25 protein-coding genes, 1 tRNA gene and 1 pseudogene are annotated in these 25,773 nt (G+C 49.3%); 6 read left to right on the top strand and 21 right to left on the bottom strand.

Annotated features, from left to right (window positions below; genetic code table 11):
* Positions 1 to 151 precede the first annotated feature (151 nt).
* Positions 152 to 307 (top strand): hypothetical protein, encoded by a 156-nt coding sequence (locus HMPREF0980_RS18980; protein WP_157039374.1) that lies wholly within the window; start codon positions 152 to 154, stop codon positions 305 to 307.
* A gap of 768 nt (positions 308 to 1,075) precedes the next feature.
* On the opposite strand, the gene HMPREF0980_RS15290 is transcribed toward HMPREF0980_RS18980, so the two are convergent.
* The 7 genes from HMPREF0980_RS15290 to HMPREF0980_RS18975 form a co-directional block, all read right to left on the bottom strand.
* The gene (locus tag HMPREF0980_RS15290; RefSeq protein ID WP_049729950.1) at positions 1,076 to 1,540 is read right to left on the bottom strand and encodes a glycine/sarcosine/betaine reductase component B subunit; all 465 of its coding nucleotides are present in this window, start codon (positions 1,538 to 1,540) and stop codon (positions 1,076 to 1,078) included.
* Positions 1,541 to 1,551: 11 nt separating this feature from the next.
* Complete coding sequence (gene prdD, locus HMPREF0980_RS15285; RefSeq protein WP_049729949.1) at positions 1,552 to 2,319, bottom strand: proline reductase cluster protein PrdD; 768 nt, start codon at positions 2,317 to 2,319, stop codon at positions 1,552 to 1,554.
* 140 nt (positions 2,320 to 2,459) lie between these two features.
* A complete protein-coding gene (prdB, locus tag HMPREF0980_RS18730; RefSeq protein WP_082912698.1) occupies positions 2,460 to 3,185 on the bottom strand; it encodes a D-proline reductase (dithiol) protein PrdB in 726 nt (241 codons plus the stop codon).
* Between the two features lie 2 nt (positions 3,186 to 3,187).
* Positions 3,188 to 3,484: a CBO2463/CBO2479 domain-containing protein gene (locus tag HMPREF0980_RS15275; protein ID WP_049729947.1), complete on the bottom strand. Its 297-nt coding sequence runs from the start codon at positions 3,482 to 3,484 to the stop codon at positions 3,188 to 3,190.
* Between the two features lie 15 nt (positions 3,485 to 3,499).
* Positions 3,500 to 5,359, bottom strand: coding sequence for a D-proline reductase (dithiol) proprotein PrdA (gene prdA / locus HMPREF0980_RS15270; RefSeq protein ID WP_049729946.1), 1,860 nt, complete (start codon positions 5,357 to 5,359; stop codon positions 3,500 to 3,502).
* A gap of 171 nt (positions 5,360 to 5,530) precedes the next feature.
* Complete coding sequence (gene prdC, locus HMPREF0980_RS15265) at positions 5,531 to 6,907, bottom strand: proline reductase-associated electron transfer protein PrdC (protein WP_084002859.1); 1,377 nt, start codon at positions 6,905 to 6,907, stop codon at positions 5,531 to 5,533.
* A 115-nt stretch (positions 6,908 to 7,022) separates the two neighbouring features.
* A tRNA-Sec gene (locus HMPREF0980_RS18975) sits at positions 7,023 to 7,120 on the bottom strand.
* Between the two features lie 298 nt (positions 7,121 to 7,418).
* On the opposite strand from HMPREF0980_RS18975, the gene HMPREF0980_RS15260 reads away from it, so the two are divergent.
* Positions 7,419 to 8,453, top strand: coding sequence for a proline racemase family protein (locus tag HMPREF0980_RS15260; protein WP_006444975.1), 1,035 nt, complete (start codon positions 7,419 to 7,421; stop codon positions 8,451 to 8,453).
* Positions 8,454 to 8,609: 156 nt separating this feature from the next.
* Positions 8,610 to 9,197, top strand: coding sequence for a TetR/AcrR family transcriptional regulator (locus tag HMPREF0980_RS15255; RefSeq protein WP_049729944.1), 588 nt, complete (start codon positions 8,610 to 8,612; stop codon positions 9,195 to 9,197).
* Between the two features lie 84 nt (positions 9,198 to 9,281).
* On the opposite strand, the gene HMPREF0980_RS15250 is transcribed toward HMPREF0980_RS15255, so the two are convergent.
* From HMPREF0980_RS15250 to HMPREF0980_RS15205, 10 genes are all read right to left on the bottom strand, one after another.
* Complete coding sequence (locus HMPREF0980_RS15250) at positions 9,282 to 9,518, bottom strand: putative Se/S carrier protein (RefSeq protein WP_049729943.1); 237 nt, start codon at positions 9,516 to 9,518, stop codon at positions 9,282 to 9,284.
* 2 nt (positions 9,519 to 9,520) lie between these two features.
* Positions 9,521 to 9,724 carry a sulfurtransferase TusA family protein gene (locus HMPREF0980_RS15245; RefSeq protein WP_049729942.1) on the bottom strand — a complete coding sequence of 68 codons (204 nt, stop codon included), beginning with the start codon at positions 9,722 to 9,724 and terminating at the stop codon, positions 9,521 to 9,523.
* 62 nt (positions 9,725 to 9,786) lie between these two features.
* The gene (gene yedE, locus HMPREF0980_RS15240; RefSeq protein WP_049729941.1) at positions 9,787 to 10,884 is read right to left on the bottom strand and encodes a YedE family putative selenium transporter; all 1,098 of its coding nucleotides are present in this window, start codon (positions 10,882 to 10,884) and stop codon (positions 9,787 to 9,789) included.
* A 55-nt stretch (positions 10,885 to 10,939) separates the two neighbouring features.
* Positions 10,940 to 12,076, bottom strand: a complete 1,137-nt coding sequence (locus tag HMPREF0980_RS15235) for an aminotransferase class V-fold PLP-dependent enzyme (protein WP_084002857.1) — start codon at positions 12,074 to 12,076, stop codon at positions 10,940 to 10,942.
* Positions 12,077 to 12,212: 136 nt separating this feature from the next.
* Positions 12,213 to 13,121, bottom strand: coding sequence for a selenium metabolism-associated LysR family transcriptional regulator (locus HMPREF0980_RS15230; protein ID WP_049729939.1), 909 nt, complete (start codon positions 13,119 to 13,121; stop codon positions 12,213 to 12,215).
* Entirely contained in the window at positions 13,121 to 15,034 is a 1,914-nt protein-coding gene (gene selB / locus HMPREF0980_RS15225; protein ID WP_049729938.1) for a selenocysteine-specific translation elongation factor, read from the bottom strand. Before selB ends, HMPREF0980_RS15230 begins: the two co-directional genes overlap by 1 nt.
* Before the next feature lie 13 nt (positions 15,035 to 15,047).
* Positions 15,048 to 16,475 (bottom strand): L-seryl-tRNA(Sec) selenium transferase, encoded by a 1,428-nt coding sequence (gene selA, locus HMPREF0980_RS15220; RefSeq protein WP_049729937.1) that lies wholly within the window; start codon positions 16,473 to 16,475, stop codon positions 15,048 to 15,050.
* 85 nt (positions 16,476 to 16,560) lie between these two features.
* Positions 16,561 to 17,601 carry a selenide, water dikinase SelD gene (gene selD / locus HMPREF0980_RS15215; RefSeq protein ID WP_084002855.1) on the bottom strand — a complete coding sequence of 347 codons (1,041 nt, stop codon included), beginning with the start codon at positions 17,599 to 17,601 and terminating at the stop codon, positions 16,561 to 16,563.
* A gap of 63 nt (positions 17,602 to 17,664) precedes the next feature.
* Positions 17,665 to 18,246 carry a sulfurtransferase-like selenium metabolism protein YedF gene (yedF, locus tag HMPREF0980_RS15210; protein WP_049729935.1) on the bottom strand — a complete coding sequence of 194 codons (582 nt, stop codon included), beginning with the start codon at positions 18,244 to 18,246 and terminating at the stop codon, positions 17,665 to 17,667.
* A gap of 99 nt (positions 18,247 to 18,345) precedes the next feature.
* A complete protein-coding gene (locus HMPREF0980_RS15205) occupies positions 18,346 to 19,002 on the bottom strand; it encodes a PHP domain-containing protein (RefSeq protein ID WP_049730038.1) in 657 nt (218 codons plus the stop codon).
* A 258-nt stretch (positions 19,003 to 19,260) separates the two neighbouring features.
* Between HMPREF0980_RS15205 and HMPREF0980_RS19950 the strand changes: the two are divergent.
* Positions 19,261 to 20,120, top strand: a pseudogene (locus HMPREF0980_RS19950) (class I SAM-dependent methyltransferase).
* Between the two features lie 48 nt (positions 20,121 to 20,168).
* Here HMPREF0980_RS19950 and HMPREF0980_RS15195 read toward each other — a convergent pair.
* Both HMPREF0980_RS15195 and HMPREF0980_RS19180 read right to left on the bottom strand, forming a co-directional pair.
* Entirely contained in the window at positions 20,169 to 20,834 is a 666-nt protein-coding gene (locus tag HMPREF0980_RS15195) for an HAD family hydrolase (RefSeq protein WP_049729934.1), read from the bottom strand.
* 3 nt (positions 20,835 to 20,837) lie between these two features.
* The gene (locus HMPREF0980_RS19180) at positions 20,838 to 20,999 is read right to left on the bottom strand and encodes a hypothetical protein (protein ID WP_198146295.1); all 162 of its coding nucleotides are present in this window, start codon (positions 20,997 to 20,999) and stop codon (positions 20,838 to 20,840) included.
* Positions 21,000 to 21,193: 194 nt separating this feature from the next.
* On the opposite strand from HMPREF0980_RS19180, the gene HMPREF0980_RS15185 reads away from it, so the two are divergent.
* Entirely contained in the window at positions 21,194 to 22,006 is an 813-nt protein-coding gene (locus HMPREF0980_RS15185; protein ID WP_049729932.1) for a tyrosine-protein phosphatase, read from the top strand.
* 30 nt (positions 22,007 to 22,036) lie between these two features.
* Here the strand turns inward: HMPREF0980_RS15185 and HMPREF0980_RS15180 are convergent, their stop codons facing one another.
* Positions 22,037 to 22,549, bottom strand: a complete 513-nt coding sequence (locus HMPREF0980_RS15180) for a GNAT family N-acetyltransferase (protein WP_049729931.1) — start codon at positions 22,547 to 22,549, stop codon at positions 22,037 to 22,039.
* Between the two features lie 97 nt (positions 22,550 to 22,646).
* Between HMPREF0980_RS15180 and yfcE the strand changes: the two genes are divergently transcribed.
* A complete protein-coding gene (gene yfcE / locus HMPREF0980_RS15175) occupies positions 22,647 to 23,177 on the top strand; it encodes a phosphodiesterase (RefSeq protein ID WP_049729930.1) in 531 nt (176 codons plus the stop codon).
* Positions 23,178 to 23,183: 6 nt separating this feature from the next.
* On the opposite strand, the gene HMPREF0980_RS15170 is transcribed toward yfcE, so the two are convergent.
* On the bottom strand, positions 23,184 to 25,625 hold the full coding sequence (locus tag HMPREF0980_RS15170) for a cation-translocating P-type ATPase (protein ID WP_049729929.1): 2,442 nt from the start codon (positions 25,623 to 25,625) through the stop codon (positions 23,184 to 23,186).
* Positions 25,626 to 25,773: the final 148 nt, after the last annotated feature.

Raw genomic sequence — 25,773 nt, 5'->3', positions numbered from 1 at the left:
TCAATGACATACCAAAAGAAAGGGCACGACATACCGTATGTCGTGCCTTTTTCTTTAATCCAAAGGCGCAGATGGACCGGCTAATCTGCATAACTATACATATGCCAGAATTATTATTAATATCAACACGTAAAAGGGAAGGAGATCTACTATGCAAGACGAAAAAAGAAAGCAAAGAGAGGCCACAGGCAAAAATGAGGACGCTTTGACAGACAAGGAAAAGGAACTGTCTGGTACCTGGGCCGCCGACGCTCAAGATGACCTAGAGGACTGGATTGAAGAACAAGGGATTCAGCTGAGGTATTAAATGGGGGTTTAGGTAAATTAGGCGGCGTGCGGGGAGCAGGGTGGCAGATGCTTCGATGCGTAGGAGGCTCCGACTATTTCACGTATCCCTAACCCTCCGGAATGCGCGCCGATAGCGGCTTACATCCCGCAGGATAAGGGCTACGGAAAGGATTCTCCGCCTCTCCCGCTTACACCTGCGCATCTCCCACCCTGCTCCCCGCCCGCTATCTACTTCACTTAACAAGGGCGAGAGTAGCTGTGTGACATTACTGGCCAGCGGATGAACGCTGGCTGCGTCAGCTAGATGGCAAATAATAGCAAGCTTAGTTTATACAGCACATACAGTTTAAAATGTTGTATATTATCGTAGTTAAACGTTTGCAGTGAGGCGTGCACGCCGTTGCTGCAGGAAGAGCCGGAATCAGGCGAGGGATGTTATCTCACATAACATCCCTGTACCTGATACCGGCTCTTCCTCATTATAATTTCATTCCGCCTTTTTAATAATATACCGGCACAGATAAATTCCTTCCGGCCGCCAGTAACGTCACACAGCCACCCCCGCCGTGCCAGTAAAGTAGATAGCCGCTGGGGAGGCAGGGGGCAGATGCGAAGGTATAAGCGGGAGGGACGGAGAATCCTCACCAGATTCCTTGGCCCGTGGGGTGTGAGCCGCTATCGGCGAACATTCCACAGGCTTAGGAATCTGTGTGATAGTCGCAGTTCCCGGACGCATCGGAGCAGATGTTCCCTGCCTCCCCAGCGGCGTCCCACTTTACGTAAACTCCTATTTCTTGCGCATCTTCAGCTTCAGCAGCGCTGTCGCTTTCCTGCAGTCCAGTTCAACCATGTTGTTCTCTCCGACCACATTCGTCTCTGTTCCGTCCACGCTCTTGTTAATATCTACGATGCCGTCCAGATAGTCGTTCACAACGACGAACTGAGCCACTGTCCCGTTGAAATTAAGCCCCGTCACTGCAATTCCACGGGTTCCAAGCTGTTCGCATGTATTCGTGTAATCTACATCGCTGTTGCCCCATCCGTCAGATGATATGATAACCCCGTCCGCCCGCATGGCTTCCGCCCATACGGCAGTTCTTGTGCCTACGAGCATCTTATCCTCGTTATCATCCGGCGTTCCCACGATGATGATTCCCATTAAATCCAAGTCCGTATCACTTGACACGACATCCAGCAATGGATCTCTGAAGTGATGTAATGATGTTTCCTTTGTTGATGGTCCTATTCCCATGATTACACCTCCTACTGCATGGACCGGATAATGCCGTCTCTGTACTCATTAGGTGTAACAAGTATCGGCATATTACCCATATCGATGATCGAGCGTCCGCCTTCGACTCCTGAAGGTTCCTTCGCGAATAAATGTGTGTCATACATAGCGCCCTGTCCGGCAACCTGTCTTACGATAAGGACACGTTTCTTGCCGGGTCTTACGATGTCGTGATATTCATGGCGTTCCGTGCACTTTTCACCCTTGAACTTTTTCAGCTTTTCGCGGTATGACTGGATGAACTTATCGCATGCACGATGCGCTGCGGTCGGACCGGGCCTTTCCTGCCCCATTCCGGCGGCAAGCGTGACATCGAAGGAGATTATGTAATCGTTATCCCCCGGAGTACCTGCACGGTTCAAATAAAGCTGGTCTTTCAGATTCCCCTCTGAAGACCCAAACTCATGACACTGTTTACCGTTGACATCCACGCCTGTAAGCATAACATATACGCCGGTTACGGTGTGGGTAATCCCTTCCCCGAGCTTTCCGAGCACTTTCGTCGATACAGGTATGATGTCCATGATCGTATTCGTCCAGCGGTCATGGTCGCCGGGCTTGATGATCTGGATATCGATTTTCTCAAGATGCTCTTCTTCCGCCACCAGCTTATCAAGCATTTCTTTACTGACTGTCATATGACCGTCAACCGTTATGTCATTGTGTTCTCCCCATTCTACATCGTTCATATGGAATGCTTTGATTACAAGACGTCTCAGGTCTTTTACTTCTTCAGCCAATTTAAGTCACCTCCGATATTTGACAACTATTGTCATACTAAGTTTACGATATGTCGGATTCTTTTCCGATATATCGTTATATCATTTTTCAAAAAAGGGCAGATGCAAAACATCTGCCCTTCGATTAGAACCTGCGTTCACTAAATCTTAGCTACATATTCGAATGGCAACGGAACAATCTTTCCTGGTGTCTGGATCTCAACTAACTGCTCCAGAGTTGCCTTTACGATCTGTGTCTGCTGTTCAACATTGTGCGGTCCTCCGGCATTAGCACCCATAGGTACCAACGGAGCAACTGCACGAGGAGTACCAGTCTGACGTACGACCGGTGGAAGAGCTGCAATAATAATTGTAGGAATTCCAGCTTCTTCAATCGCTCTCTGCACCAATACTGCAGAGCGGTGGCAGGTACCTCAGCCAGCAGTGAGGACTACTGCATCAACATCCTCTTCTTTGAACATCTGTGCGATAGCCGGACCAGTTTCACCTTTGAACTTCTCCTGGTTTCCGCCGCCGCCCATGAATCCTGCATGTACCGGAGCGCAAGCTCTGATAAATCCTTCAGCAGCTAATTCATGAATTCTGTCTATTGGGAACATACAGTTGATGTCTTTGTTAACATCACTGTTATCATACCCACCATGGGATACCATCAGCTCGCTGGATGGTGTTGTGTTCTCTATTTTTCTCCATGTAAAGTCACCGGCAAGATTGAATCTTTCCTGGCTCTTTGTATGAACACCGGCAGCTGTTGCGAGAGCGATAGACATGTCTTTCAGCTCTTTCGTTACAGGAGTCCATACTGATGGCGGAGTAATAGGAACGAATATTTCAGATTGTAAACCTTTAACAACCGTTAAACTCATTTTTAAGCCTCCTTATTATCCATACGTTGGCGCATCTCTTCTTGTTTGCGTCTTTCTTTTTCAATGTTGCTGATATACTTGTCATTTACCTCATCTCCAAGCTGTTCCGGAAAGCTCATGTTCCACCCTACTTCCTGGCCTACTTTCAGCTCATAGTCGCAGATAAACATTCTCTTCGGGGCTTTGAAGAAGCCCAGGCGTCCTTTCAAATCAACGCTGATGCTGCAGTCGTCGATATCCACGATAACGCCTTCCATGTAAATGACCTTATCACCATAATTCAAACGTTCATTGTTCATTCAACATTACCTGAATTAACTGTATTTTTCTTTACGCTTCTGGCTCATCGGAAGTGACTGCTCATTTTCAACGAGGTCAACCTTAACGCCTGCAGCAGCTTCAATCAATTCAACGTTTGTAGATTTAACGTTTGGATTCCATTTCTTCTCAGCAGCTTTCACATCTTCTCCAGCCATAGCAGCTTTCAGCATAGCTAATGCACGGACTGCATCTTCCTGGCAGAGCGTATTGTTACCAAGAATTTCATTCTCGATACCAGCTTCTGATTTGTTATTGTCAACCATGTAGTTCATGTACTTGTTACCAACAACAAGCGCACCCTGTACTGCACAGTAGGACATACCAACAACCGGAGTTCCTCTCATACCAATCTGCTCGATGTGGCTTGCAAAGTCGATATGGTTGTTACCGAAACCTTCTGTTGTTACGAAAGCTCCGTCTGCATCCATAGCTTCTACTGTCATGCCGACACGTCTGGATACATAGAATTTTTCTGCGTTGATCTGCGGGCTTCCTACGAATACAACGCCGCAAAGGTCAACTTCCGGATCATGCAGGGCCTCAAGAACCAATGGCTCTCTCCAGTAATGTCTGGACATCTCTTTAGATGCAGGTCCGATACATGTCAGTGCATGGATACATCCGTCAAGCACTTCCAACGGAGATACGCATACAGGCACGTTTCCTAAGTCTACGTTAGCTCTTGCGCCAAGAACACCAACAGGCTCTACAGGAAGGATGAAGTTGTCATGCATAGCTCCCTGTCCCATGATCTCCTTAACGATAACAACTTTCTTCTTGCCAGGACGGCGAACCTGCTTCAACTCTTCTGTGTCAGATACAAGGCTCTCGTCAAGCTTCTTCATAACTTCACGGATTTCCTGCGTGATGAGGTCAAATGCTGTATGAGCAGCCATAGGTCCACGGCGCTCCATGTTCGTCTTTTCCTGTACAACGATGTTACCTTTGATAAAGATTTCGCCTTTATCCGGGCAGCTTGGACGATTCCACATAATGTTCTCGTCAAGGTATCCTTCTGAAGAACCGAACTCACCAATCTGAACTCCGCCTTCATCTACACCTGTCAGCATCATAACAACGCCGTCAAGTACTCTCGTAACGCCTTCGCCGACTACGTCATCGCCTTCTTTTGTAGCGATTGGCTGAACGTCCATAACTGTTTCAGAATATGTGTGATATAAATCAGGTGTGATAACTTCCAGTTTGAAATCTTTAACCAGATCCTGATCAGCAATAACATCTGCTTCAATTCCTTCACGGATGTAAAGAGTTGTTCCTTCGATCTTTGTCTCAGGCCCTCTCTTAACTTCTGTGATAGTGAAGTGTTTTCTTGTTAAGCTTCTTACTACTTTTTCCTCGCCAGCTGCTTCCGGAGCTGCTGCTCCTGCTACTGCCGCTTCCGCGCCTGCCGGCAATGGAGCAACTGCTGCCGCGCCGCCGCCAAGAGCACCAACCGGGATTTCAAGATCGATATCTTTACCTTCCCCAATGTGGATTTTTAATGTTCCGCCTGCTGCAGGTCCTGCTACAGGTGGTGCAACCGGTGCCGGAGCCGCCGGAGCTTCTTCTTCCGGAGCTTCCTCTGCCGCCGGAGCGCTTGGAGCCTTTGCACCTTCTACTACATCTGCTGTAAGCGGGCAAAGTGAATCACAAGTCTTTGTAAGTTTTGCTCCTAAAACTTGTTCGATGGTCAATGCACCATCCAGGTTCAGTAATCCTGAGTCTACCAAATCATCAAAGATCGCTGGATCTTCAAGATTAGCAGCTTCGATTGTAACGCCTGCTTCGGCTCTACAACATAATACGGCAGGATCATGAGCATGTTCTTTAGCTGTTTCAGCTGTGATTGACATATTTGTTTCCCTCCTTGTTTGGTTTTGCTTAAGTATCCATTCTGGGCACTTATTAAAATTATATATACAGCCACATATGATACACGAAATACCTCTCGACTTCCGCCTGTAAAAGAATCGGGGGTCTTCTACAGTTCATCATGTGCGGCAGTAATACCATTGTCCGCAGACTTATTTTCCTTCCGGAAGCTGGTCTACTTCTTTAGAAACTGTAAGTCTCCTGTACAGAGGATGACCGATTGTTCTCATAACATGGTCTGTCTGATGGAATGTTTTCAGCTTCAGTTTCGGCGCGGAACCCATAACTGTATTTGAACAGTCAGAGCAGTTGCCGATAATGATGAATTCAGCTCCATCCTTCTTGAACTGGAGACACTTCTGTGCCTGGCCAGGACAGTTTCCAGGATTTTCGCACTTGAGCGCCGCTCCCGGTTTTGGCTCGATTGCCTGCTTACATCTTGCCACAGATACAACCTTGCCATTCATCTTTTCACAGATTTCACGCATACGGTCTTCGCTTCCGCCGCAGGCACATACCAACAGACCCACGTTAGCGCCGTGTAAATCTGGAAATTCAACTGTTACGATGATGCCGCCCGTCGTCTTTGTCACAGGCGCATCTAATGTAGTGGACTTTCCTGTAAATGGTCCGCCCATGATAATCTCTCCATATGTACCGTCGATGCCGCCGGCTTTTTCAATCATATCCCCCACGCATGTTCCAACCGGAACGTCCATATATACGTGTGGTTCATTTCCGCCGTTCAGTTTGCCGATAACTGTCATATTCTTGCTGTAGCAAGGCTTTTTAAGCTCTATAGCTTCTGCGATACGAAGCAGCGTCTCACAGTTGATTACAACCGCATCTGCCGCAGAAGGAAGCTGTGTAGGATCCAGAAGCTTTCCAAGCGCTTCTCTTACGACTGCTCTTTCCTCTCCCATCGGGTAGATATCCGGAAGAAGATGAATCGTAATATTATCTTCGTCTTTGATGGCTTCTCTTAATATCTGTATTGCTTTCTCATTTTTCTTCTTGATAGCAATGATACCTTTTGCAGCGTTACAGACTTCCATGCAGTATTTCAGCCCGCGGATCGTGATATCAGTCTGCTCTTCAAGCTGCTGGATGTTATGGCGAAGTCCCGGCTCGCATTCTGCTGCATTCACCAACACATAGCCGCCATTAAGGTCTGTCCCGATTTTGACTCCTGTCGGGAATCCGGCACCGCCCATACCAACGATTCCAGCTTCCTTTACCATCTCAAGCTTGCTGCCTTCTTTAATAGGTACAAACTCGTCTTTCTGCTCTTCATCAGGCTTGATGATAATACGGTCATCCGTCACTTCTTCCACTACACCGTACACGCTGGAAAAAATGTTAGCGCCAAGGCCTGCAGGTGTTGCAATCAAGGTACCTTTTTTAACTTCATCCCCAGCCTTTACGATTGCTTCACAGGGTGCACCAACATGTTGACGTAATAAAATCTGCACATTTCCCATGACATCTTTCTCCTTTATTTTCTTTTTTATAAGTAAAAAACGAAACATACATCCCGTTTACTTATTACATGTCCGCAGCATACCATTTACGTTATTTATAAATTTTGTCTATAATTACAATATATTGTTATCGCTATTTTTTTAACACTATATGTGTCTTTTTTGGCGGAGGCATGTGGGAATCGAACCCACCCAGGACGCTCTTAACGCCCCACACTAGTTTTGAAGACTAGGAGGCACACCAGTCACCCATCTACCCCCATGGTTCTTGCCTCATGCGTCTTGACTATAACACAATTTTATGCATATTTCAACCGTTTTTATTTACTTTTTATCTTACCAAAAAATCATTGACTTTTCAAGGTTTATCGTACATAATAATTGTAGCAGACTGAACGTGATACTAGAATGCGGTCTAATTGTTAATTTTATATCGCTATTATATGCGATATGCGGTTTCTTCTGTAAAAGGCACTGAGGAGACAAGGGAATCTCCGATGTGTTTTTATAAAAACTTATAGGTATTGTCTATGAGTAAATTTTAAGGAGGTAATGAATTATGGAGTTAAAAGCAAATGTTAACTTCGATCGGTTTGAGCAGGCATTACAGGTAGTGGACGCTCACACCGTCGGCGAGTTCTGCCGTGTAGTCATTGGAGGATTTCCGGAGCCGGAAGGCAGCACAATGATCGAAAAGAAAAAATGGATGGAGAACAACTACGACCACGTTCGTACGGCATTGATGTTCGAGCCAAGAGGACATCATGATATGTTTGGGGCATTCCTGTGCGAGCCTGTCAACAAAGAAGCTGACTTCGGCGTAATGTTCATGGATACAGGCGGATACCTTAACATGTGCGGCCACTGTACGATCGGTGCTGTTACCGTCGCTGTTGAAGCCGGACTTGTAGAGTCCAAAGAAGGGGTCAACGAAGTCGTTCTGGAAGCACCTGCAGGGCTCATCCGTACAGAAGCTGTTGTAAAAGACGGCAAGGTTGAGCATGTCACGCTGACAAACGTACCGGCTTTCGTTTATAAAGAGAACCTCTCCGTTACAATCGACGGAAAAGAGATTCCATTTACAATCTCATTCGGCGGAAGCTTTTTCGCATTAGTTGACACGACGAAGATCGGCATCGAAGAGATCAGCCCGAAGACGGTTCCTGATATCACAAAATTAGGAATGAAGCTTCTCGATGTCATCAACAAAGAAGTTCCGGTTAAGCATCCTCTGCTTGACATTGATACGGTTGATCTGGTAGAGTTCTATGGACCGACACCTAACCCGGACAAAGCAACCATGAGAAACGTAGTAATCTTCGGAGATGCTATGGCTGACCGCTCACCATGCGGTACAGGAACTAGCGCGAAGCTCGCTACGCTTCACCACTGGGGAGAAATCGGCGTAGGCGAGGAATTCATCTACGAAAGCTTTATCGGCACTACATTCAAGGGTGTTATCAAAGAGACGACAAAGGTCGCTGACTACGATGCAGTAATTCCTATGATTACAGGAAGCTGCTACCTGACCGGTGTTGCTACATACTTGATCGATCCAACAGATCCATTGAAATATGGGTTCCAGGTCGGTTAATATCTGCCGGAATTAAAGTTGGTACTGCGGTAGTTATAGAAGCGGATTAGTTCATAATCCGCTTCTCTTTATATAAAGGTATATCAAGGCAGGCTGTGCAGCGCACATCTGTCCGCGGTACACGATATGTTAATCTAGAGAAGGGAATGGGTGACGATGCCACGAAAGCGACAGTCAACGAAGAGCCGCATCGTAAAAGCTGCCTGGAATCTGTTTTACAAGAACGGATATGAGCAGACGACCGTAGAGGATATCATCTGTGCTTCAAAGACCTCTAAAGGCACTTTCTACCACTATTTCAAAGGGAAAGAAGCACTGCTTAATTCCCTGTCATATCTGTTTGATGAAAAATACGAAGAACTGGCCGCAGTTATTGACCCGAATCTGTCTGCTTATGACAAGCTCCTGTTTTTAAACCATGAGCTGTTTTATATGATAGAGACAAGTGTAGATATCAAGCTGCTTGCACTGCTGTATTCTTCACAGCTTGTCACGAAAGATAAGAAGTCTCTTTCTGACAGCAAACGTTTTTATTTCAAGTGGATTACGGAGATTCTGGAAGAAGGTCTGGAAAAAGGAGAATTTAAGAACACGAGCACTGCCGAAGAGCTCATGGCCATCTATGCCATGTTTGAACGTGCACTGCTGTATGATTGGTCGCTTTTCAAGGGAAAATACTCACTTTCCCAGTACAGCGACAAGCTTCTGCCGCATGTGCTTGACACATTCGTAGACGGTGTATAAATAACAGACGGCAGCACAAACATGCCCCGGAATTCAGGAATCCATCCTTTATTCCGGGGCATGTTCATCTCAGCGGCATTTATTCTAAACCATGCACTCGTGCATGTCCTCTTCTTCAATGCCGGCTTTTGCCATCATTTCTTTCATCTGTTCCCTGTCGTCAAGCCCTGCACACCAGGACAGGCCGCAGCCTGCGGATATTGCCCTGGGAACCGGGATAATCCGTCCTGGAGCACCGTGTTTCTTACACGCCTTCTCCATTGCCATAGCATCAGCCGTCGTATGGAATGTGACGACCAGTTTTAACTCTTTTTTTCTCATGCCTATTCGATTACCACTTCGAAATAGCCTTCCTTCTCCGTCGATACCGCAGACTTTCCATGCTCTTTTGCATACTTTTCTACGTTCATCTTCTGATGTGGTTCTGTGACAAGAACCTTTACCGCCTCTTTGACCTCTTTCATCGCATCCGCCGTCAGCATAAGCGGCTCCGGGCAGGAAAGACCTCTCGCATCTACTTCCTTCATATTATTTAACCTTCTTTCTCAGAATACTACTTATAAACCTGTATTTCAATACAAAAACATAATTATTTGGCTTCTTTGCGCTTGTTTGTAAACGCGATGACAAAGCATGCCACGATGCAGATAACGCATGCGACTTTACCGTTAAACGGAACTGCCCCGGCAACAATCTCTCCGGTCTCTGCATTGGCCGCCGTACCGCTTGCAGCAAGACCAAGGTTATGGCAGAGCGCTGCTCCGACAAGCATTCCGATTACCGTAACCGCTGAGTCAGAAGAACCCTGGCCCGCAAGGATGAGCTGGCGCAGTGGGCATCCTCCTGCAAGTACGGCAGCAAAACCAACCGCATACATACCAAGTATATTCCACAGATGCTCGGAATGGGCGATAATTCCAGGCGTGCCGAATCCGAATACGAAGCGGCCTGTGGCTATGTTGAATATGAGCATGACTACGAACAGTCCGCCAATCACGCTGAACAAGTCGAAGTTTTTCATCGGGATGATATCACGGATGCTTCCTGCAAAACACATTCTGGACTTCTGTGCGAATGCGCCGAAGACAAGACCGCCTATCAGTGATGCTATGAGCGGCGCATGCATGCTTCCAGGTCCCGCTTCGCTCGCCTTCAAAAGGGTCGTCCCGATGGAAAGGACAAGTATCCCTAACATGAGAAGAGGGAGCACCGTACCGCCAGCCTTGTTCGTCACATGTGCCCTTCCGAGGCTGAACCCCTTCTTTAAAGCCACGACGCCGGAACCAACGCCGAGAACGAATCCAATCAGCGCTACCCACGCGTTAAGGTCCCCGGCGGACATCCGGATTACCATACGAAGCGGGCATCCCAGAAATACAAGAGAACCCGTCATAATGATAAGTCCGAGCACAAACCGTATCATCGGCGAAGAGCCTGCCGTAGAACGGTACTCTTTTGTCATCACGGAAATTATAAACGCACCGAGTACAAGTCCGATGATCTCCGGTCTTGCATACTGTACAACTTCCGCCTGGTGCATTCCCAGAGCCCCTGCCGTATCTCTGATGAAGCATGCGATACAGAACGCCATGTTCGCCGGATTGCCGAAGTATGCCAGGCATGCTGCCACAAGTCCGCATATCACGCCCGCAAGTGCAAGTTTCTTCTTTGAATCAGATAAATTCATGTTTCTCCTCCTTTAGTAACTCTCATTTGGCTCAGTCCTTCTTAGTCACCCCTGATCAGTCTGCCGCCAACTCCTGGACAGCCGCTATTGCGGTATCCACTTCTTCATCGGTGTTATAGTGGGAAAAGCTGAACCTTACAGCCCCCTGTTCCACAGTACCGAGCGCCTCATGCATGAGTGGCGCACAATGTCCTCCCGGCCTTGTAGATATCCCATATGCTGTAAGAAGTTCATCACTCACTTCTGAAGAATCATAATCACCTATATTGAGCGCCACGATTGCACAGCGCTCTTTTAAGCTATAATCGCCATATACTTTTACACAGGGGATATCCTTTACCCCGTTATAGAACCTCCACATAAGCTCCTGTTCACGTCCGCGTATCTTGTCAATCCCCTCTTTTTCCAGATAAGACAGCGCCGCATTCAGGCCCGCGATTCCATGTCCGTTCAGCGTACCTGCCTCCAGGGCAGTCGGCATCTCCGAAGGATGCGTCCTGCTGAATGTCTGCACTCCGCTCCCCCCGCTCTTCAGAGGACGGACAGCCAGGCCTTCTCTTACATACATGCCGCCGGTCCCCTGTGGGCCCAGCAGGCCCTTGTGTCCTGTAAAACACAGCACGTCTATGTTCATCTCCTGCACGTCGATTGGAAATACGCCGGCTGTCTGGGAGGCATCAACGACGAGAAGAACGCCATGCTTTTTAGCAATTTCTCCTATAGGTTTCAAGTCGACATAATTACCGGTCAGGTTCGATCCGTTCGTTATAACGATCATCTTTGTTCCGGGCCTGATCGCGGCCTCAATGTCTTCTGTTTTTACCGTGCCAAGCCTGCTGCTCCTTACAACCGTAAGCTTGGTCCCGCGTTCTGACATCTCATACAGCGGCCGGAGCACGGAATTGTGTTCCAGCATCGTCGTCACCACATGGTCCCCTGGCCCGAGAAGCCCTTTGACTGCCATGTTAAGGCTTTCCGTAGAGTTGGCCGTAAATACAATCTGTCTCGGATTCTCTGCATGAAACAGAGTGCATAATTTTTCTCTCGTATCATATATAATCCTGGATGCGCTCAGAGAGGCCTCGTTGGCCCCTCTTCCCGCGTTCCCCATCGAGCTCATAGCTTGTATGACCGCATCCAGCACTTCCTTCGGCTTGTGCATGGTAGTCGCTGCATTATCCATGTATATCATCCGTACATACGTCCTTTCAAATTCTAACATTTGTCTTCTATCATTTAGTATATTACCATTTATTCCCTTCGTCTAATCAAAAAGGCCGATAAAAAACACCAGTTATAGACAGATTCTATAATTGGTGTTTTCTGCTCTATTTATCCTGATATATAGACCTTACCACCTTGATGAAACGTTCCGCGGAGCGCGACAGCTGATAATTTTTATTATATACGAGGTTGATATTACGTCCTTCGTCTGCAAAAGGTATCGGAAATACGAGCAGATGCCCGTCTTCCGCCTCATCCGCAGTAGCCAGCCTGGACAGTATCGATACCCCCATCCCCCGACGCACAGACTTTTTAATCGTCTCCTGGTTCTCGATACTCGCTATGATATCCAGATCCGTCAGCTCCACGCCGGCACGCCGGAGCTGCTTCCCTGCCTCCTTGCGTGTTCCGGATCCTTCCTCACGCATGATGACGTGTTCTTTCATAATCCAGGATATATCTTCTCCGCCCCCGTCTTGTATCTGCCTGTACTTATCTGTATTGGGCGTGATGATGACAAGCTCATCCTTGTAGAACGGTATATATTTGCAGTGCTTCTTCTCCAGCACGGTGCCGGTGAAGCCCACCTCAGCAAGATGATCCACAATCTGTGCGATTACCTTGGTGCTGTCCGTCTCTATTATCTTCAGCTGTTCCTCTGGATATTTCTCACTGAATTTGATAAGCACCTTTGGAAGAAGATACTGAGACGGTATCGTAGATGCCGCGATGGTAATGCACTGTCTCTTCTCCTTCCTTGACGAGCCGAACTTTTCTTCTATCTGGCTCTCCAGATCTATCATCTGCCTCGCATATCTGTATAGCTCCCTGCCGTCGTCCGACAGGCTGACTTCCTTCGTATTCCTTACGAACAGACGGACATTCAGCTCTTTCTCCAGCGAAGAAATATGCGCACTCACCGTAGGCTGTGTCAGGAATAATTCTTTTGCCGCTTTGGAAAAGCTTCCGCCCTCCGCCACCTGTACAAAGGCTTCTAACTGTTTTAGATTCATTAGTATGCTACCCTCTCACTCTCTGCCCCGGTCTTCTTGGTCACCCTGATGCTGTCCATATATTCCAGAATCGGTTTCGCGCTTTTCCTGCTCGTGCCGAATATATCACGCACCTCTGCTATCGTTATGACTGGATTCTCCCTGAGCCTTCCGCTGATGATCTCTCTGGCTTCATCCATATAAGATTTCAGCGTATACGTATCTTCCGTGACCTTCACAAGCAGTTCTTCCTGAAGCAGTATGTTCAGTATATCATCAGATATTTCCCGGCTCATCCCTTTCATGTCTATGTCCGTATAGCGTACGAAATCATACCCTGCTTTTTGGACTGCCCCGGTAATCAGGCCGGACACCTTATCATAAATCTTGTCTTTACATACTTTAAACTCAGGCGAACAGAGGAATTCATCCACCCGCTTAACGTGGCCGTCCGCCTCCAGCAGCTCTACCACTCTGTCAAATACGTTAGGCTTCATTTTCTGGAAGTAAGTCACCTGAACTTCTGCCTTCTTCATGCCATACCGGTACGGATGCTTTTCCTCGAAGGCCGCCAGCGCCCGCGCAATCACTTTCGCAGCCTCACGGGCAGCGTCTGCATGCCATACATAAGTATCCTTTCTCATGGCAAAGGAATATACGGTCCCGCAGGCTTCCAGCTCTTTTACATCTTCTTGTACCTCTTCCATGGAAAGCGCGGTCAGCTTTGCCAGTTCGGCCAGCGTAATCATCGACTGACCGTGCTCTTTTATGTGAAGTTCAATCACGTCGACAGAAGAGCCGGATTCTTTCCGCCTAAGTTCTTCAATCGCGTCTTCCCGGAAACGCTTCTTCACTCCCGGATTCGGCTCCAGCACGACGCCGCCTCCAATCGTCTCCATCGGGGAATAAAACCGTACGACGAACTTATCTCCTCTGCGTACCGCGATGCTTTCCTCCAGACGGAGCTGTACGTAACCGCTCTCTCCCGGACCTATCTCGTCCGCGTCGAGAAGGACTGCCCGGCAGAGCACTTCACTAGTGCCTGTAAAAAGATGCAGCCTTGCATGATGGGTCAGGACCCGCATAGACGACTCAAGGACGTCCAGGCGCACATCCAGAAGGTCCGTCTCTTTCATACTGTCGGGCGGAGCCAGTACGCAGCCTCGCTTTATCTCCCGCTTCTTCACGTTAGACAGATTGATTGCCACACGCTGTCCGGCAAAGCACTCTTTTACATCCTGCCCATGTACCTGAATGCTTCTAATCTTACATGGCTTACCGACAGGATACATCTGCAGCGTATCTTCTTTCGCAATCGTTCCCGTTACGAGAGTCCCGGTTATGACCGTGCCAAAGCCAGAAAGCGTAAATACACGGTCAATCGGAAGCCTTGGAATCGTATGGATGTCTTTGGGCACCACTTCATCCCGTGTCATCCGTTCGATGATGCTTATCAATTCCGGCAGTCCATCTCCGGTTGCCGCTGACACCTTAGCGACAGGTGCATGTTCCAGAAAAGTTCCTTCCAGCTCATCTCTGACCTCTTCTTCTACCAGTTCCAGCCATTCTTCATCGACGATGTCACATTTGTTCAGAACGATGATGCTCTTCTCAATGCCGAGCAGATGGAGTATGTCCATATGCTCCCTCGTCTGGGGCATGATCCCTTCATCCGCGGCAACAACAAGCAGGACCAGATCCATGCCGACGACGCCGGCGACCATATTGTTGATAAACTTTTCATGGCCCGGCACGTCGATGATACCGGCACGGTCCCCGTTCGGAAGGTCGAAATAGGTGAAGCCGAGGTCAATCGTTATGCCTCTCCTCTGCTCTTCCTCCCACCGGTCTGTATTGCGGCCTGTCAAAGCCTTGATCAATGTAGTCTTTCCGTGGTCTATGTGCCCCGCCGTGCCTATAATAATGTTCTTCATAATTAAATGCTCCTTAACGTGATGCGATAAGACTTGTCTCTTCCAGTACATCCAGTTCTTTTATCTGCTCTGTTATCAATTTATAATCTCTTTGTCCAAGGGTGCGGACATCCAAGAGGATTGTGTCGTTCACCGTCCTTGGAATTACCGGCACCGGCAGGTGGCGGAGGCGCTCTTCAAACTCCGGCACGCTGATTTTCTCCGGATGGATGGATACTGCCATGCTCGGTATCCTTTCCAGCGGCAGCGAACCGCCGCCTATCTGTGACTCGCAGTGCTCCGTCTTAATCTCTGCCGGCAGATGTGCATCTTCCAGCATACTCGCAAACCCACGGGCTTCCTTCTCCACTTCTTCAAGCGGTTTTGTAATCATCCGCAGCACCGGGATATTTTCCACTGCCTTCTTTTCAGAAAGGTACTCCTGCAGTACAAGTTCCAGCGTGGCAGCCGTAAATTTGTCGATGCGCAGTGCCCGCGTCAGCTGGTTCCTTTTCATCATATCGATGTATTTCTTCTTGCCGATGATAATGCCTGCCTGCGGACCCCCAAGCAGCTTGTCTCCGCTGAAGCAGACGACATCCGCGCCTTTGGCAATCGAATTCTGTACGGTAGGTTCGTACGTCAGGCCATATCTGCTCAGGTCAATCAGCACGCCGCTGCCGAGATCTTCTATCACAGGAAGATCATGTTCCCTTGCGAGGGGAACGAGCTCGTCAATTTGCACCGTATCTGTGAATCCTACGATACGGTAATTGCTCGTGTGCACCTTAAGCAGCGCCTTCGTCGCCTCTGTCACCGCATGTTCGTAATCATCATAATGTGTCTTGTTCGTCGTTCCCACCTCGACAAGTGTGGCGCCACTTTGTTCCATCACGTCAGGTATGCGGAATTTGCCTCCGATTTCCACCAGCTCTCCCCGGGAGACGACCACCTCTCCCCCCTTGGCTATGGAACTCAGGATAAGCATGACTGCAGCTGCATTGTTATTAACCGCCATGGCAGCTTCCGCCCCTGTCAGCTTGCACAGCAGCTTCTCGAAATGAGAATAACGCTCGCCGCGCCGGCCCTCTTCCAGATTGTACTCAAGGTTGGAATATCCGGTTGCAATCGCTGCCACCTTCTTCATATGTTCCCCGCTGATTGGAGCTCTGCCCAGATTCGTGTGAAGAATCGTCCCGGTTCCATTGATGACCATACGCATATTCGGCCTGTGCATGGCTGCCACCGTCATCTCGATATGGGCCGTCAGCATCTCAATCTGCGCCTTCGCCATCTCCTCATCATCACATCGGCCGATAAACGCACGCAGCTTGTCCGTCTCAACACGAATCGCTTCCATCACCGTATCCCTGCTGTAATGTTCAATCATCCCCTGGACGGCCTTGCTCTCCAGGAGCACATCCACCTTAGGAATACTGCGGTACAACATATTCTTGTCCATAATACTGTTCCTTTCAAAATAGTTTGAATTGTGTGAAAATCTTCAAAGGGGTCAGACCCCTATATGCATAGGGGTCTGACCCCTTTTAAAATAACCTGATTAATCTGTCACTTTTCTCAGCTACTCTCCCGATGACTGACACTTTTGTATCCATTCCTGCCTGTCGGAAATCGCCCATCATCTCTGCAAGGTTTTCTTCTGCCACGCTGATGAGAAGTCCTCCCGAGGTCTGTGGGTCATACAGCAGATCCAAATAATGCTCTTCCACAGACCCGGTCTCTACTTTATCTATGGAATATCCTCTGTTCTTATATGCCCCTGCCGGTATCAGCCCCATCTTCGCGTAGTCGACGGCGTCATCAAAGTAGGCGATGTCGCGCACGTTCAGTTCAAAAGTGACACCGCTTGCGGAGGCCATCTCCACGCAGTGGCCCAGCAAGCCGAAGCCCGTGATGTCCGTACAGGCCGATACGTCGAAGCGCTCTACGACCTGCTTCGCCTTCTTATTCAGCGATGCCATGACTGTCTGCGCCTCCCGGACAGCTCCTGCGGATGCCATCTCTGCTTTGATTGCCGTATTGACAATTCCGCTTCCTATCTGTTTGGTCAGCACGAGGATATCGCCCGGCCTGCATCCATAATTTTTAAATATCTTGTCCGGATGCACGAAGCCTGATACGCACAGCCCATACTTCGGCTCGTCGTCCTGTACCGAATGGCCGCCCACCAGCACGGCGCCGGCTTCCTTGACCTTCGCGGCACCTCCCGCCAGTATGTCCCCGAGTATGGACGGATCCAGACAGTTCGGAAATCCGACAACGTTCAGGGCCACCGCCGGTTCGCCTCCCATAGCCCATACATCGCTCAGCGAATTTGCCGCTGCAATCTGCCCGAACATATACGGATCATCCACGATAGGCGTAAAGAAGTCCACGGTCTGAATCATGGCAATATCGTCTGTCACCTTATATATGGCCGCATCATCTGATGTCTCAATGCCTACTATTAAATTTTCATCCTCAAACTGCGGCAGCTTACCCAGAACCTGGGCAAGGGTCTCCGGACCTATCTTGGCCGCTCACCCCGCAGTCTTGCTCAGCTGTGTCAGCCTCACTTCTGGCTTCATATGCCTGTCATCCTCCTGTCTGTATCTGAACTGTCCCGTGTCTTTGGCCAGTTTCCGCTCCCGTTACGGCTTGATTATCTTAGACGCCCCCGCCATAGTCTCAACTATGCTGTACATATTGGTCACCGTCCCGACCGCAAGCTTCTCCTTCAGGCCATAATAGTCAAGGCATGTCCCACATGTCATTATCTCGACACCCTGGGACTCAAGCAGCCTTAGGTCTTCCAGAGAATCCGAACCTTCTGCCGTAAGCGTAGCACCCCCATTATAGAACAGCATCGCCTTCGGAAGCACATCGAGCTGCGTTACGGCAAAGATGAATCCCTTTATCAGCACCTTACCGAGTTCGTCATTACCTGTGCCCATCCGGTCGGAGGAAACAGCAACGATAAGAGTTCCGCCCTCCTCTGCTCTTTCAGCCGGAGTATCCTCCATCAATATCGTTATCCTATATGCCCCTTCGGCCGTCTGCTCCGAAGCAACCCTGCCTCCCTCGCTCTCTGCCATCTTTGTCACATTCTGCACGGCAATCTCATTGTCTACCAGAACTTCAATCGTCTCCGGCCCTGTAAGCGCCTGTATTGCCTTTTTGGTCTTGATAACCGGGACAGGACAATTGTCTCCCATTGCATTGACTGTAATCATCGTACTTCCACCTTTCCAGTAATTTGATGTTCCCAACACCTGGCACTTATAGACACATTCTATCACTGATGCCGAAAAAGGTAAATGGGAAATTAGCATTTATCTCGTATAATATTGCGGGACAAGGCTTCTTTCAAGCCCCACGATATGATACCTTCCATTGTGGTAATATGCCGGTCTCAGTCCGCCTTTCCTAAAGGCACGAAGCAATTCCTCCTCCGTCTTTACTTCCTCCGGAAAATAAGTGGCACATACGCCGACCTTTTCCGGTACATGGCAGTCGCTGGAGCCCAAAGTGACAAGATCAAGCCTGTCGGCATAAAGCGCTGCCCTGCCGCATGCTTCGCGTGAAGTACTTCCGTTCAGCACCTCTATGCCGTCCAGCCCCTTCACCTTCAGCAGATGTTCTTCCAGTCCCCTGTTATTATTCCGGAACGGATGCGCGGCAAAGCAGACCCCGCCCTGGGACTTGACCATATCAATAAATTCTTGCGCCGGTATGCGCTCTTTGGGATATTCCCTGATACCGAATGCTACGATATCTCCTTCCAGAGAATAATATTCAATCCCCGTAAAAATGGGAAAATCCACTTCTACAGAATATTCTCTGGCATGCTCCCTCAGTCCCATGCTGTCATGGTCTGTAATGCAGATGCCTCCTAATCCCCTTTCTTTTCCTATCTCCACGATTTCCCGCAGCGTAAGGAAACTGTCTTTTGAATAAGTCATCTCATGCATATGCATATCAATAAACATGCCGTCCACTCCTGTCTGCTTAAAGCAATATAAAATGTAGCGGTTCCCCGCAATAATACCTATGTTCATTATATAAACCTTCCGTCCGCCCATCAAATAGACTTTTTTTATAATGGCCGTCTATTATAGAGATTATCTATATGATGATTTTATAGATGTTTTGTGATATACTTGTCCCATGATATACACGGAAGAGGGCATATCTGCCTTGTTCCGCTTCAACATTGAAGAATAAGGACAGAAAGGAATTTCATATACATGTGGATTGCAGACCAGTGGAAAGATTATGAAGTATTAGATTGCAGCAGAGGCGAAAAGCTCGAACGATGGGGCGGCTATCTCCTCGTACGCCCGGACCCCCAGGTCATCTGGGATACCCCGAAGGAACATAAAGGATGGCATGATAAAAACGGTCACTACCACCGCAGCAAGAAGGGCGGCGGAGAATGGGAGTTCTTCCATCTGCCTGAGCAATGGCAGATTCACTATAAGGAGCTGACTTTTAACTTGAAGCCTTTTAGCTTCAAGCATACAGGACTCTTCCCGGAACAGGCCGTAAACTGGGACTGGTTTTCCGATAAGATAAAAAAACGGGACGCCCCGTAAAAGTTCTGAACCTGTTCGCCTATACCGGCGGCGCCACTCTAGCGGCGGCAGCGGCAGGCGCAAGCGTCACCCACGTTGATGCCTCTAAGGGCATGGTTGCCTGGGCAAAGGAAAACGCAGCGTCTTCGGGACTTTCTGACAGGCCAGTACGATGGCTTGTGGATGACTGCGTCAAATTCGTGGAGCGGGAAATACGCCGGGGTAACACATACGACGCCGTCATTATGGATCCCCCGTCATACGGGCGAGGACCAAAAGGGGAAATCTGGAAGATCGAAGACGCCATACACCCGCTTATCAGATTATGTGCCCAGCTATTGTCCAAACAGCCTCTGTTCTTCCTTGTCAACTCTTATACGACAGGGCTTGCCCCTGCCGTGCTGACCTATATGCTCAGCACGGAATTAAAGAAATATAACGGCCATGTAGACTCCCAGGAAATCGGGCTGCCTGTCACAGACTCGGGGCTGGTACTGCCCTGCGGGGCCTCCGGCCGATGGGAGGCAGAGTAGTTGGTTTCGTAAAGGAGATGCTACCCGGCTTCCGCCCGGCGCCCCAGTTTACTCTCCTCTCCCATTGAAGGCCTCCAGCAGCGCAGGTACCTCGTGCAGCGTTTCCACTACTTTATATGTAAGCCTCGTCAATTCTTCATCCGGACTTACCAGGTCGGGCACCATCACAGGCACCATACCCGCAGCGTGGGCAGAACGTATGCCGTTTGGAGAATCCTCCAGGGCCATGCAGCGGCCGGCTTCTGTTTCAATCGCGCCACACGCGGACAGATATATCTCTGGATCCGGCTTGGCCCGGCTCACCATATCACCGAATGCGAAGCCGTCAAAGTATTCTTTGATTCCAGCATCCGTCAGATTGCGCAGCGCATATTCGCCTCTTGAAGAAGTGGCGACAGCAGTCTTAAGCCCGTGCGCCCGCGCATACCGAAGAAGCTCTTTGACCCCGGGTTTCATAGGAAGCCCCTCCCTATCTGTTATCTCACGGAAACGCACCCTCGTAAGAGCCGCAAACTCCTCATGTGGAAAATCCGCTCCGACAGCCTGTGAAAAATATACTCTCCGGCTGGCTGCGTTCATCCCAAGCGTATGATATATATGACTGCCCATTTGCGGAATCCCAAGTACGTTGCCGCAGTCCTCCCAAGAGCGCTGGACAATGCGCTCAGAATCAAACAGCAGGCCGTCCATGTCAAATATAAGTGCATCTATCATCTTCTAAAACTCAATTCCTTTCCCAAGGGCATCCTTCAAATAATCCGATACCTCTTCAAGCTTGTTGATAATCTCCTGCTTCTCCTCCCACTCGTCGCCCCGCATGTCTTTACCTGCAAGACATTTCTGAATGTGCTTCACTTCTTTTATCAATTCTTCTGTCATGATGATATCCCCCTTTGCTGTCCTGCTGCGGTCTGCCGGCAGCAGCCTATGGCAGATCAATCTGTATAAAGACAGTATATCACACTCTGCTGTGGCGTGACAAATTCTTCCTCCATTTCCATACCAACGTATTGAATGCAGGCAGCTCAATGAGGTATACTGAAAAGTATCAATAATAAGAAAGGTCGGCCATTATGAAAGAAATAAAACGAATTCCACTTGATGGGCTCTTCAACACACGTGACCTTGGCGGGTTCCCCGCAGCAGGAAACCGGCACATCAGACCCTGCAGACTCATAAGAAGCGGCATGCTCCGTGATATGACCCGGCAGGACAAGGAGACCCTCGTCTATACATACGGCTTAAAGAACATAGTAGACTTCCGCACCACGCATGAACAGTCCGAAAGCCCGGACCCGGATATTCCAGGGGTGCAGCACATAAGCAATCCCATTTTAGAAGCCATGACAGCCGGAATTACCCACGATGAAGAATCCGACAGGCAGCTCTCCCTCGGAGAGGCCACCATAAGCATGAAAGAGCGGGGCATAGACCCGGCCGCCTATATGCGGCAGATGTATGAAGAAATCATCACCAACGAATACTCGCTGAAGCAGTACCGCCGCTTTTTTGATTTCCTCGCGGCACAGACCGGCGGCGCCACGCTCTGGCACTGCAGCGCCGGTAAGGACCGGGTCGGTATCGGTACCGCTATGCTTCTCTTTACACTGGGCGTGGATTACGATACGATTATGGAAGACTATATGATGACAGGCACGTTTCTGCAAAAAGAGGTTGACAAGATTATAAGCCAGCTCTCCCACCGGATCAAAGAATCGTCTGCACTGGAAAGCATACGGATCTGTATGGGAGTAAAGGAAGATTATCTTGAAAGGGTCTTTACCATTATGAAGCAGACATCTGGCAGCATCCGTGCGTTCCTGGAAGATAAAGTCGGACTGGACGAAGCTAAAAGGGACACATTAAAGGCACTGTACCTCGAGTAACAGTGCCTTGGCAGCATTATGTATTGTGCCTCATATGTTTTTAAAGAATACATAGCGGGGCAGTCCTCCGTACTTCTCTTCTTCCGCTACAATGTCATATCCAAGCTTCAGGAAATTATTTACACTGTAGATGTTATCCGGGTGTGCCGTTCCCATCACATATTTATATTCCGTACCCGCCAGCAGTTTCTCGCCGCTGTCCATGAGCTGCTTCTGGATTCCGCGGCCGCGGAAATGAGGAACGACAGCCGCGGACTCCATATGCGCCACTGCCATCCCCTGTTCTTCCGTAAGCTTTATATAGCTCCCGAGATTATCTTCAGAATTTCCCGGATAACGGACAACAAGGAAACCCGCCATAGCATCGTCCATAACAGCTTTTAATGTAATACCCTCTTCTTCGATATGCCGTTCCAGAAAAGAGGTATCATCGATGACATACCAGCCCGAATCATGGATAAGCCGGTGGGCCTCTACCATGATTCTCCGAATCGCAGGAACATCGCCATACCCTGCCCGCTCAATACTCATTCTCTTGCTCATAAAGCCTCCCTCTCTCCATCCGTCAGCAGGTAGTAAACGAATGGCAGTTGTGTTATGATAAAATATGCAAAAACAAACGGAAAGGAACATATATGTTATGAAAATTATGATTGCATCTGATATCCACGGATCAGCATATTACTGTAGAAAAATGATTGACGCATACCACAAGGAGAAGGCAGACCGCCTTCTGCTGCTCGGCGATATCCTGTACCACGGTCCCCGCAATGACCTGCCGAAAGAATATCATCCGAAGGAGGTCGCCTCCATGCTGAACGCGATGAAGGGGGAACTGCTCTGCGTCCGTGGCAACTGTGATACAGAAGTAGACCAGATGGTTCTTGATTTCCCGGTCATGGCGGATTACTGCCTGCTGGAACTCGGCGGACGTACTGTATACGCCACCCACGGCCACCACTTTAATCCCCAGACGCCGCCTCCCCTAAAAAAAGGAGATGTCCTGCTGAACGGGCACACCCACGTACCGGCCAATGAGGACATGGATGGTTATACGTATATGAATCCCGGCTCCGTCTCTATCCCGAAGGAAGGCTCCTCACGCGGCTATATGCTGTTTGACGGCCGTTTTCAGTGGAAAGACCTGGATGGCGGCACATTAGATATCTAAGCTGCCTCATTCCACGGCCTCTTTCTTAATCCGTTTCCGGTAAAGCTGCCTCAGCCATCCGACCAGCAGCGTCAGGTAGCGCAGCACAGGCTCTGTCGCGATTGAAAATACGACGAAAAGCATGATACATTCCGCGGACATTCCCGTAATGGCGAACAGATCGGGAAGGAAGATGCTACACGCCAGAAGTCCGGTAATGCTCCCGATCCAGACGATGATCCGCAGCGTATTGAGCGGCTGGCATATCTTGAACAGAATCATAAATCCGACAATTGCAAGCAGCATCGTTGCCGCTGTAGAGATATCCGTCGGGCTCACGTCAAAGGTTCTGCCGAACACGACGAGTGCGCCGACCGCAAGCACGTCTGTCAGTCCTGCCGGCAGCGCCTTCAGGAATACATTCGTCAGGAAATGTCCCCTGATCACCTCCCTGTTCGGCTGCAGTGCCAGGAAGAACGCCGGTATCCCTATGGTAAACATACTGATCAGCGATATCTGTGACGGTTCCAGAGGATAGGTAATCATAAAGGCCACTGAAAACAATGATAGCAGGAAGGAGAATATATTCTTGACAAGAAACAGGCTTGCCGAGCGCTGGATATTATTGACAACCCTGCGGCCTTCCAGGACAACAGAAGGCATGCACGCAAAATCCGACTCGAGCAGCACCACCTGGGAAGCCTGGACTGCCGCCTCGCTCCCGGATGCCATGGCGACGCTGCAGTCCGCATCCTTAAGCGCGAGCACATCGTTGACACCGTCACCGGTCATGGCAACGGTCCTTCCCTGACTTTTGAGCGCCTGCACGAACTGGCGCTTCTGTGCCGGCGTCACACGTCCGAACACGGTATAATCTGCTATTGCTTCCGCAATGTCCTCGTCCGTATGAAGCATGGCAGCGTCCACATAGCTCTCAGCATTTCTGATACCGGCTTCCTTGGCCACCTCCGACACCGTCAGCGGGTTATCGCCGGATATGACTTTCACTTCTACTCCCTGCTCTGAAAAATAAGCAAATGTCTCAGGCGCTTCCTTCCTGACCGGGTTGGCCAGAAGTATATAGGCAAGGGGCATCGCTTTTCCTGTCAGCGCTTTCCCGTCAATCTCACCATCATAGTCTGCAAAGACAAGCACCCGGTATCCCTTCCCCGCATACTGCTGTATCTCCTCTTTATACGTCTCATAATCGTCCCGGAGGATGAATTCCGGGGCACCGAGCACGTGGGCCTTGTCCTCATAGGTGACTCCGCTGTATTTCGTCTTGGACGTAAACGGCGTAACCTTGACCGGCTTCTCGTCCGAGTGCTCCTTAAAGTAAGACTTGAGCGCTTCCATCGTACTGTTGTCGCTGCTCATGGCAAGCGCAAAATCTCCAACCTGCCTGGAAAGGCTGTCATCACCTTTGGTACTGACTGGAATAAGCTTCTTGACGCTCATCGTATTCTCTGTAATCGTCCCGGTCTTGTCCACACAGAGCACGTCCACCCTCGCCAGCGTCTCGATGCTCTTCATGTCGTGAAGCAGCACCTTCTGCTTTGCGAGCCGCATGGAACTGACCGCCAGCGCGACACTGGCAAGAAGATAAAGGCCCTCCGGTATCATTCCGATAACAGCGGCTACCATGGAGGTGATGCTGCTGCGGAACGTCTCATGGTTGAAGAACAGTCCCTGTACCACAAGGGCGATTCCAATCGGTATGAGAGCGATGCCGATGAACTTCACCAGCTTGTTCAAAGAACGCATCATCTCAGACTGCTCGCCCTTCTGCATCGCCTTGGCTTCCAGCGTCAGCTTGGATATATAGGAATCGGCTCCCACATATTCCAGCCTCGCGTGGCACTGTCCGGCGACTACAAAGCTTCCGGACATCAGATGGTCTCCCCTTTTCTTCGTAATCTCATCGGACTCTCCGGTCAGAAGAGATTCGTTGACCTGCACCTCGCCTGCTGCCACGACCGCATCCGCGCAGATCTGATTTCCTGCTTTGAAGATGACGATATCATCCAGCACCAGTTCCTCAGAATCGACTGTCGACGTCCTTCCTTCACGCACCACAGACGCCTGCGGCGCATGGAGCATCGTCAGCTTTTCAAGGGTGTTCTTGGCCCGGATTTCCTGCACGATGCCGATAAGCGTATTGGCGATGATGACCGGCAGAAACGTCAGGTTACGGAAGGACCCGACCAGACAGAGCAGCACGGCCAGTACTCCGAATATAAGGTTGAAATACGTAAATACATTTTCATGTACAATTTCTTTTACTGTCTGCGCCGGGGGATCCACAGAGACGTTCCGGTATCCCGCCGCGGCATATTCCTCCACCTGCCTGGCTGAAAGGCCCTCTCTGTAGTCCGGCTCGCAGCGTGTGACCGGAGCACGCTCTTCCTCATAATCATATGTCTCTTCTTCTGTTTCTGTCCCATATCCGGACTTCCGCCTCAAAAACATGATATCCTCCTTAAGCTGACCCTCCGGCAGCGCTTACACTTCGTACCGCGCAAATTTGCACCGCAGTGAAACATAAGGTAATTATACCTCTGCACACCTTATAATTCTATAAACAGTTTCTGAATTTTGTCTTATTTTTCCTGTAAGC

This window comes from Dorea sp. D27 (assembly GCF_001185345.1).
Lineage (GTDB): Bacteria > Bacillota > Clostridia > Lachnospirales > Lachnospiraceae > Extibacter.
This window is presented reverse-complemented; position numbering and strand designations above follow the sequence as displayed.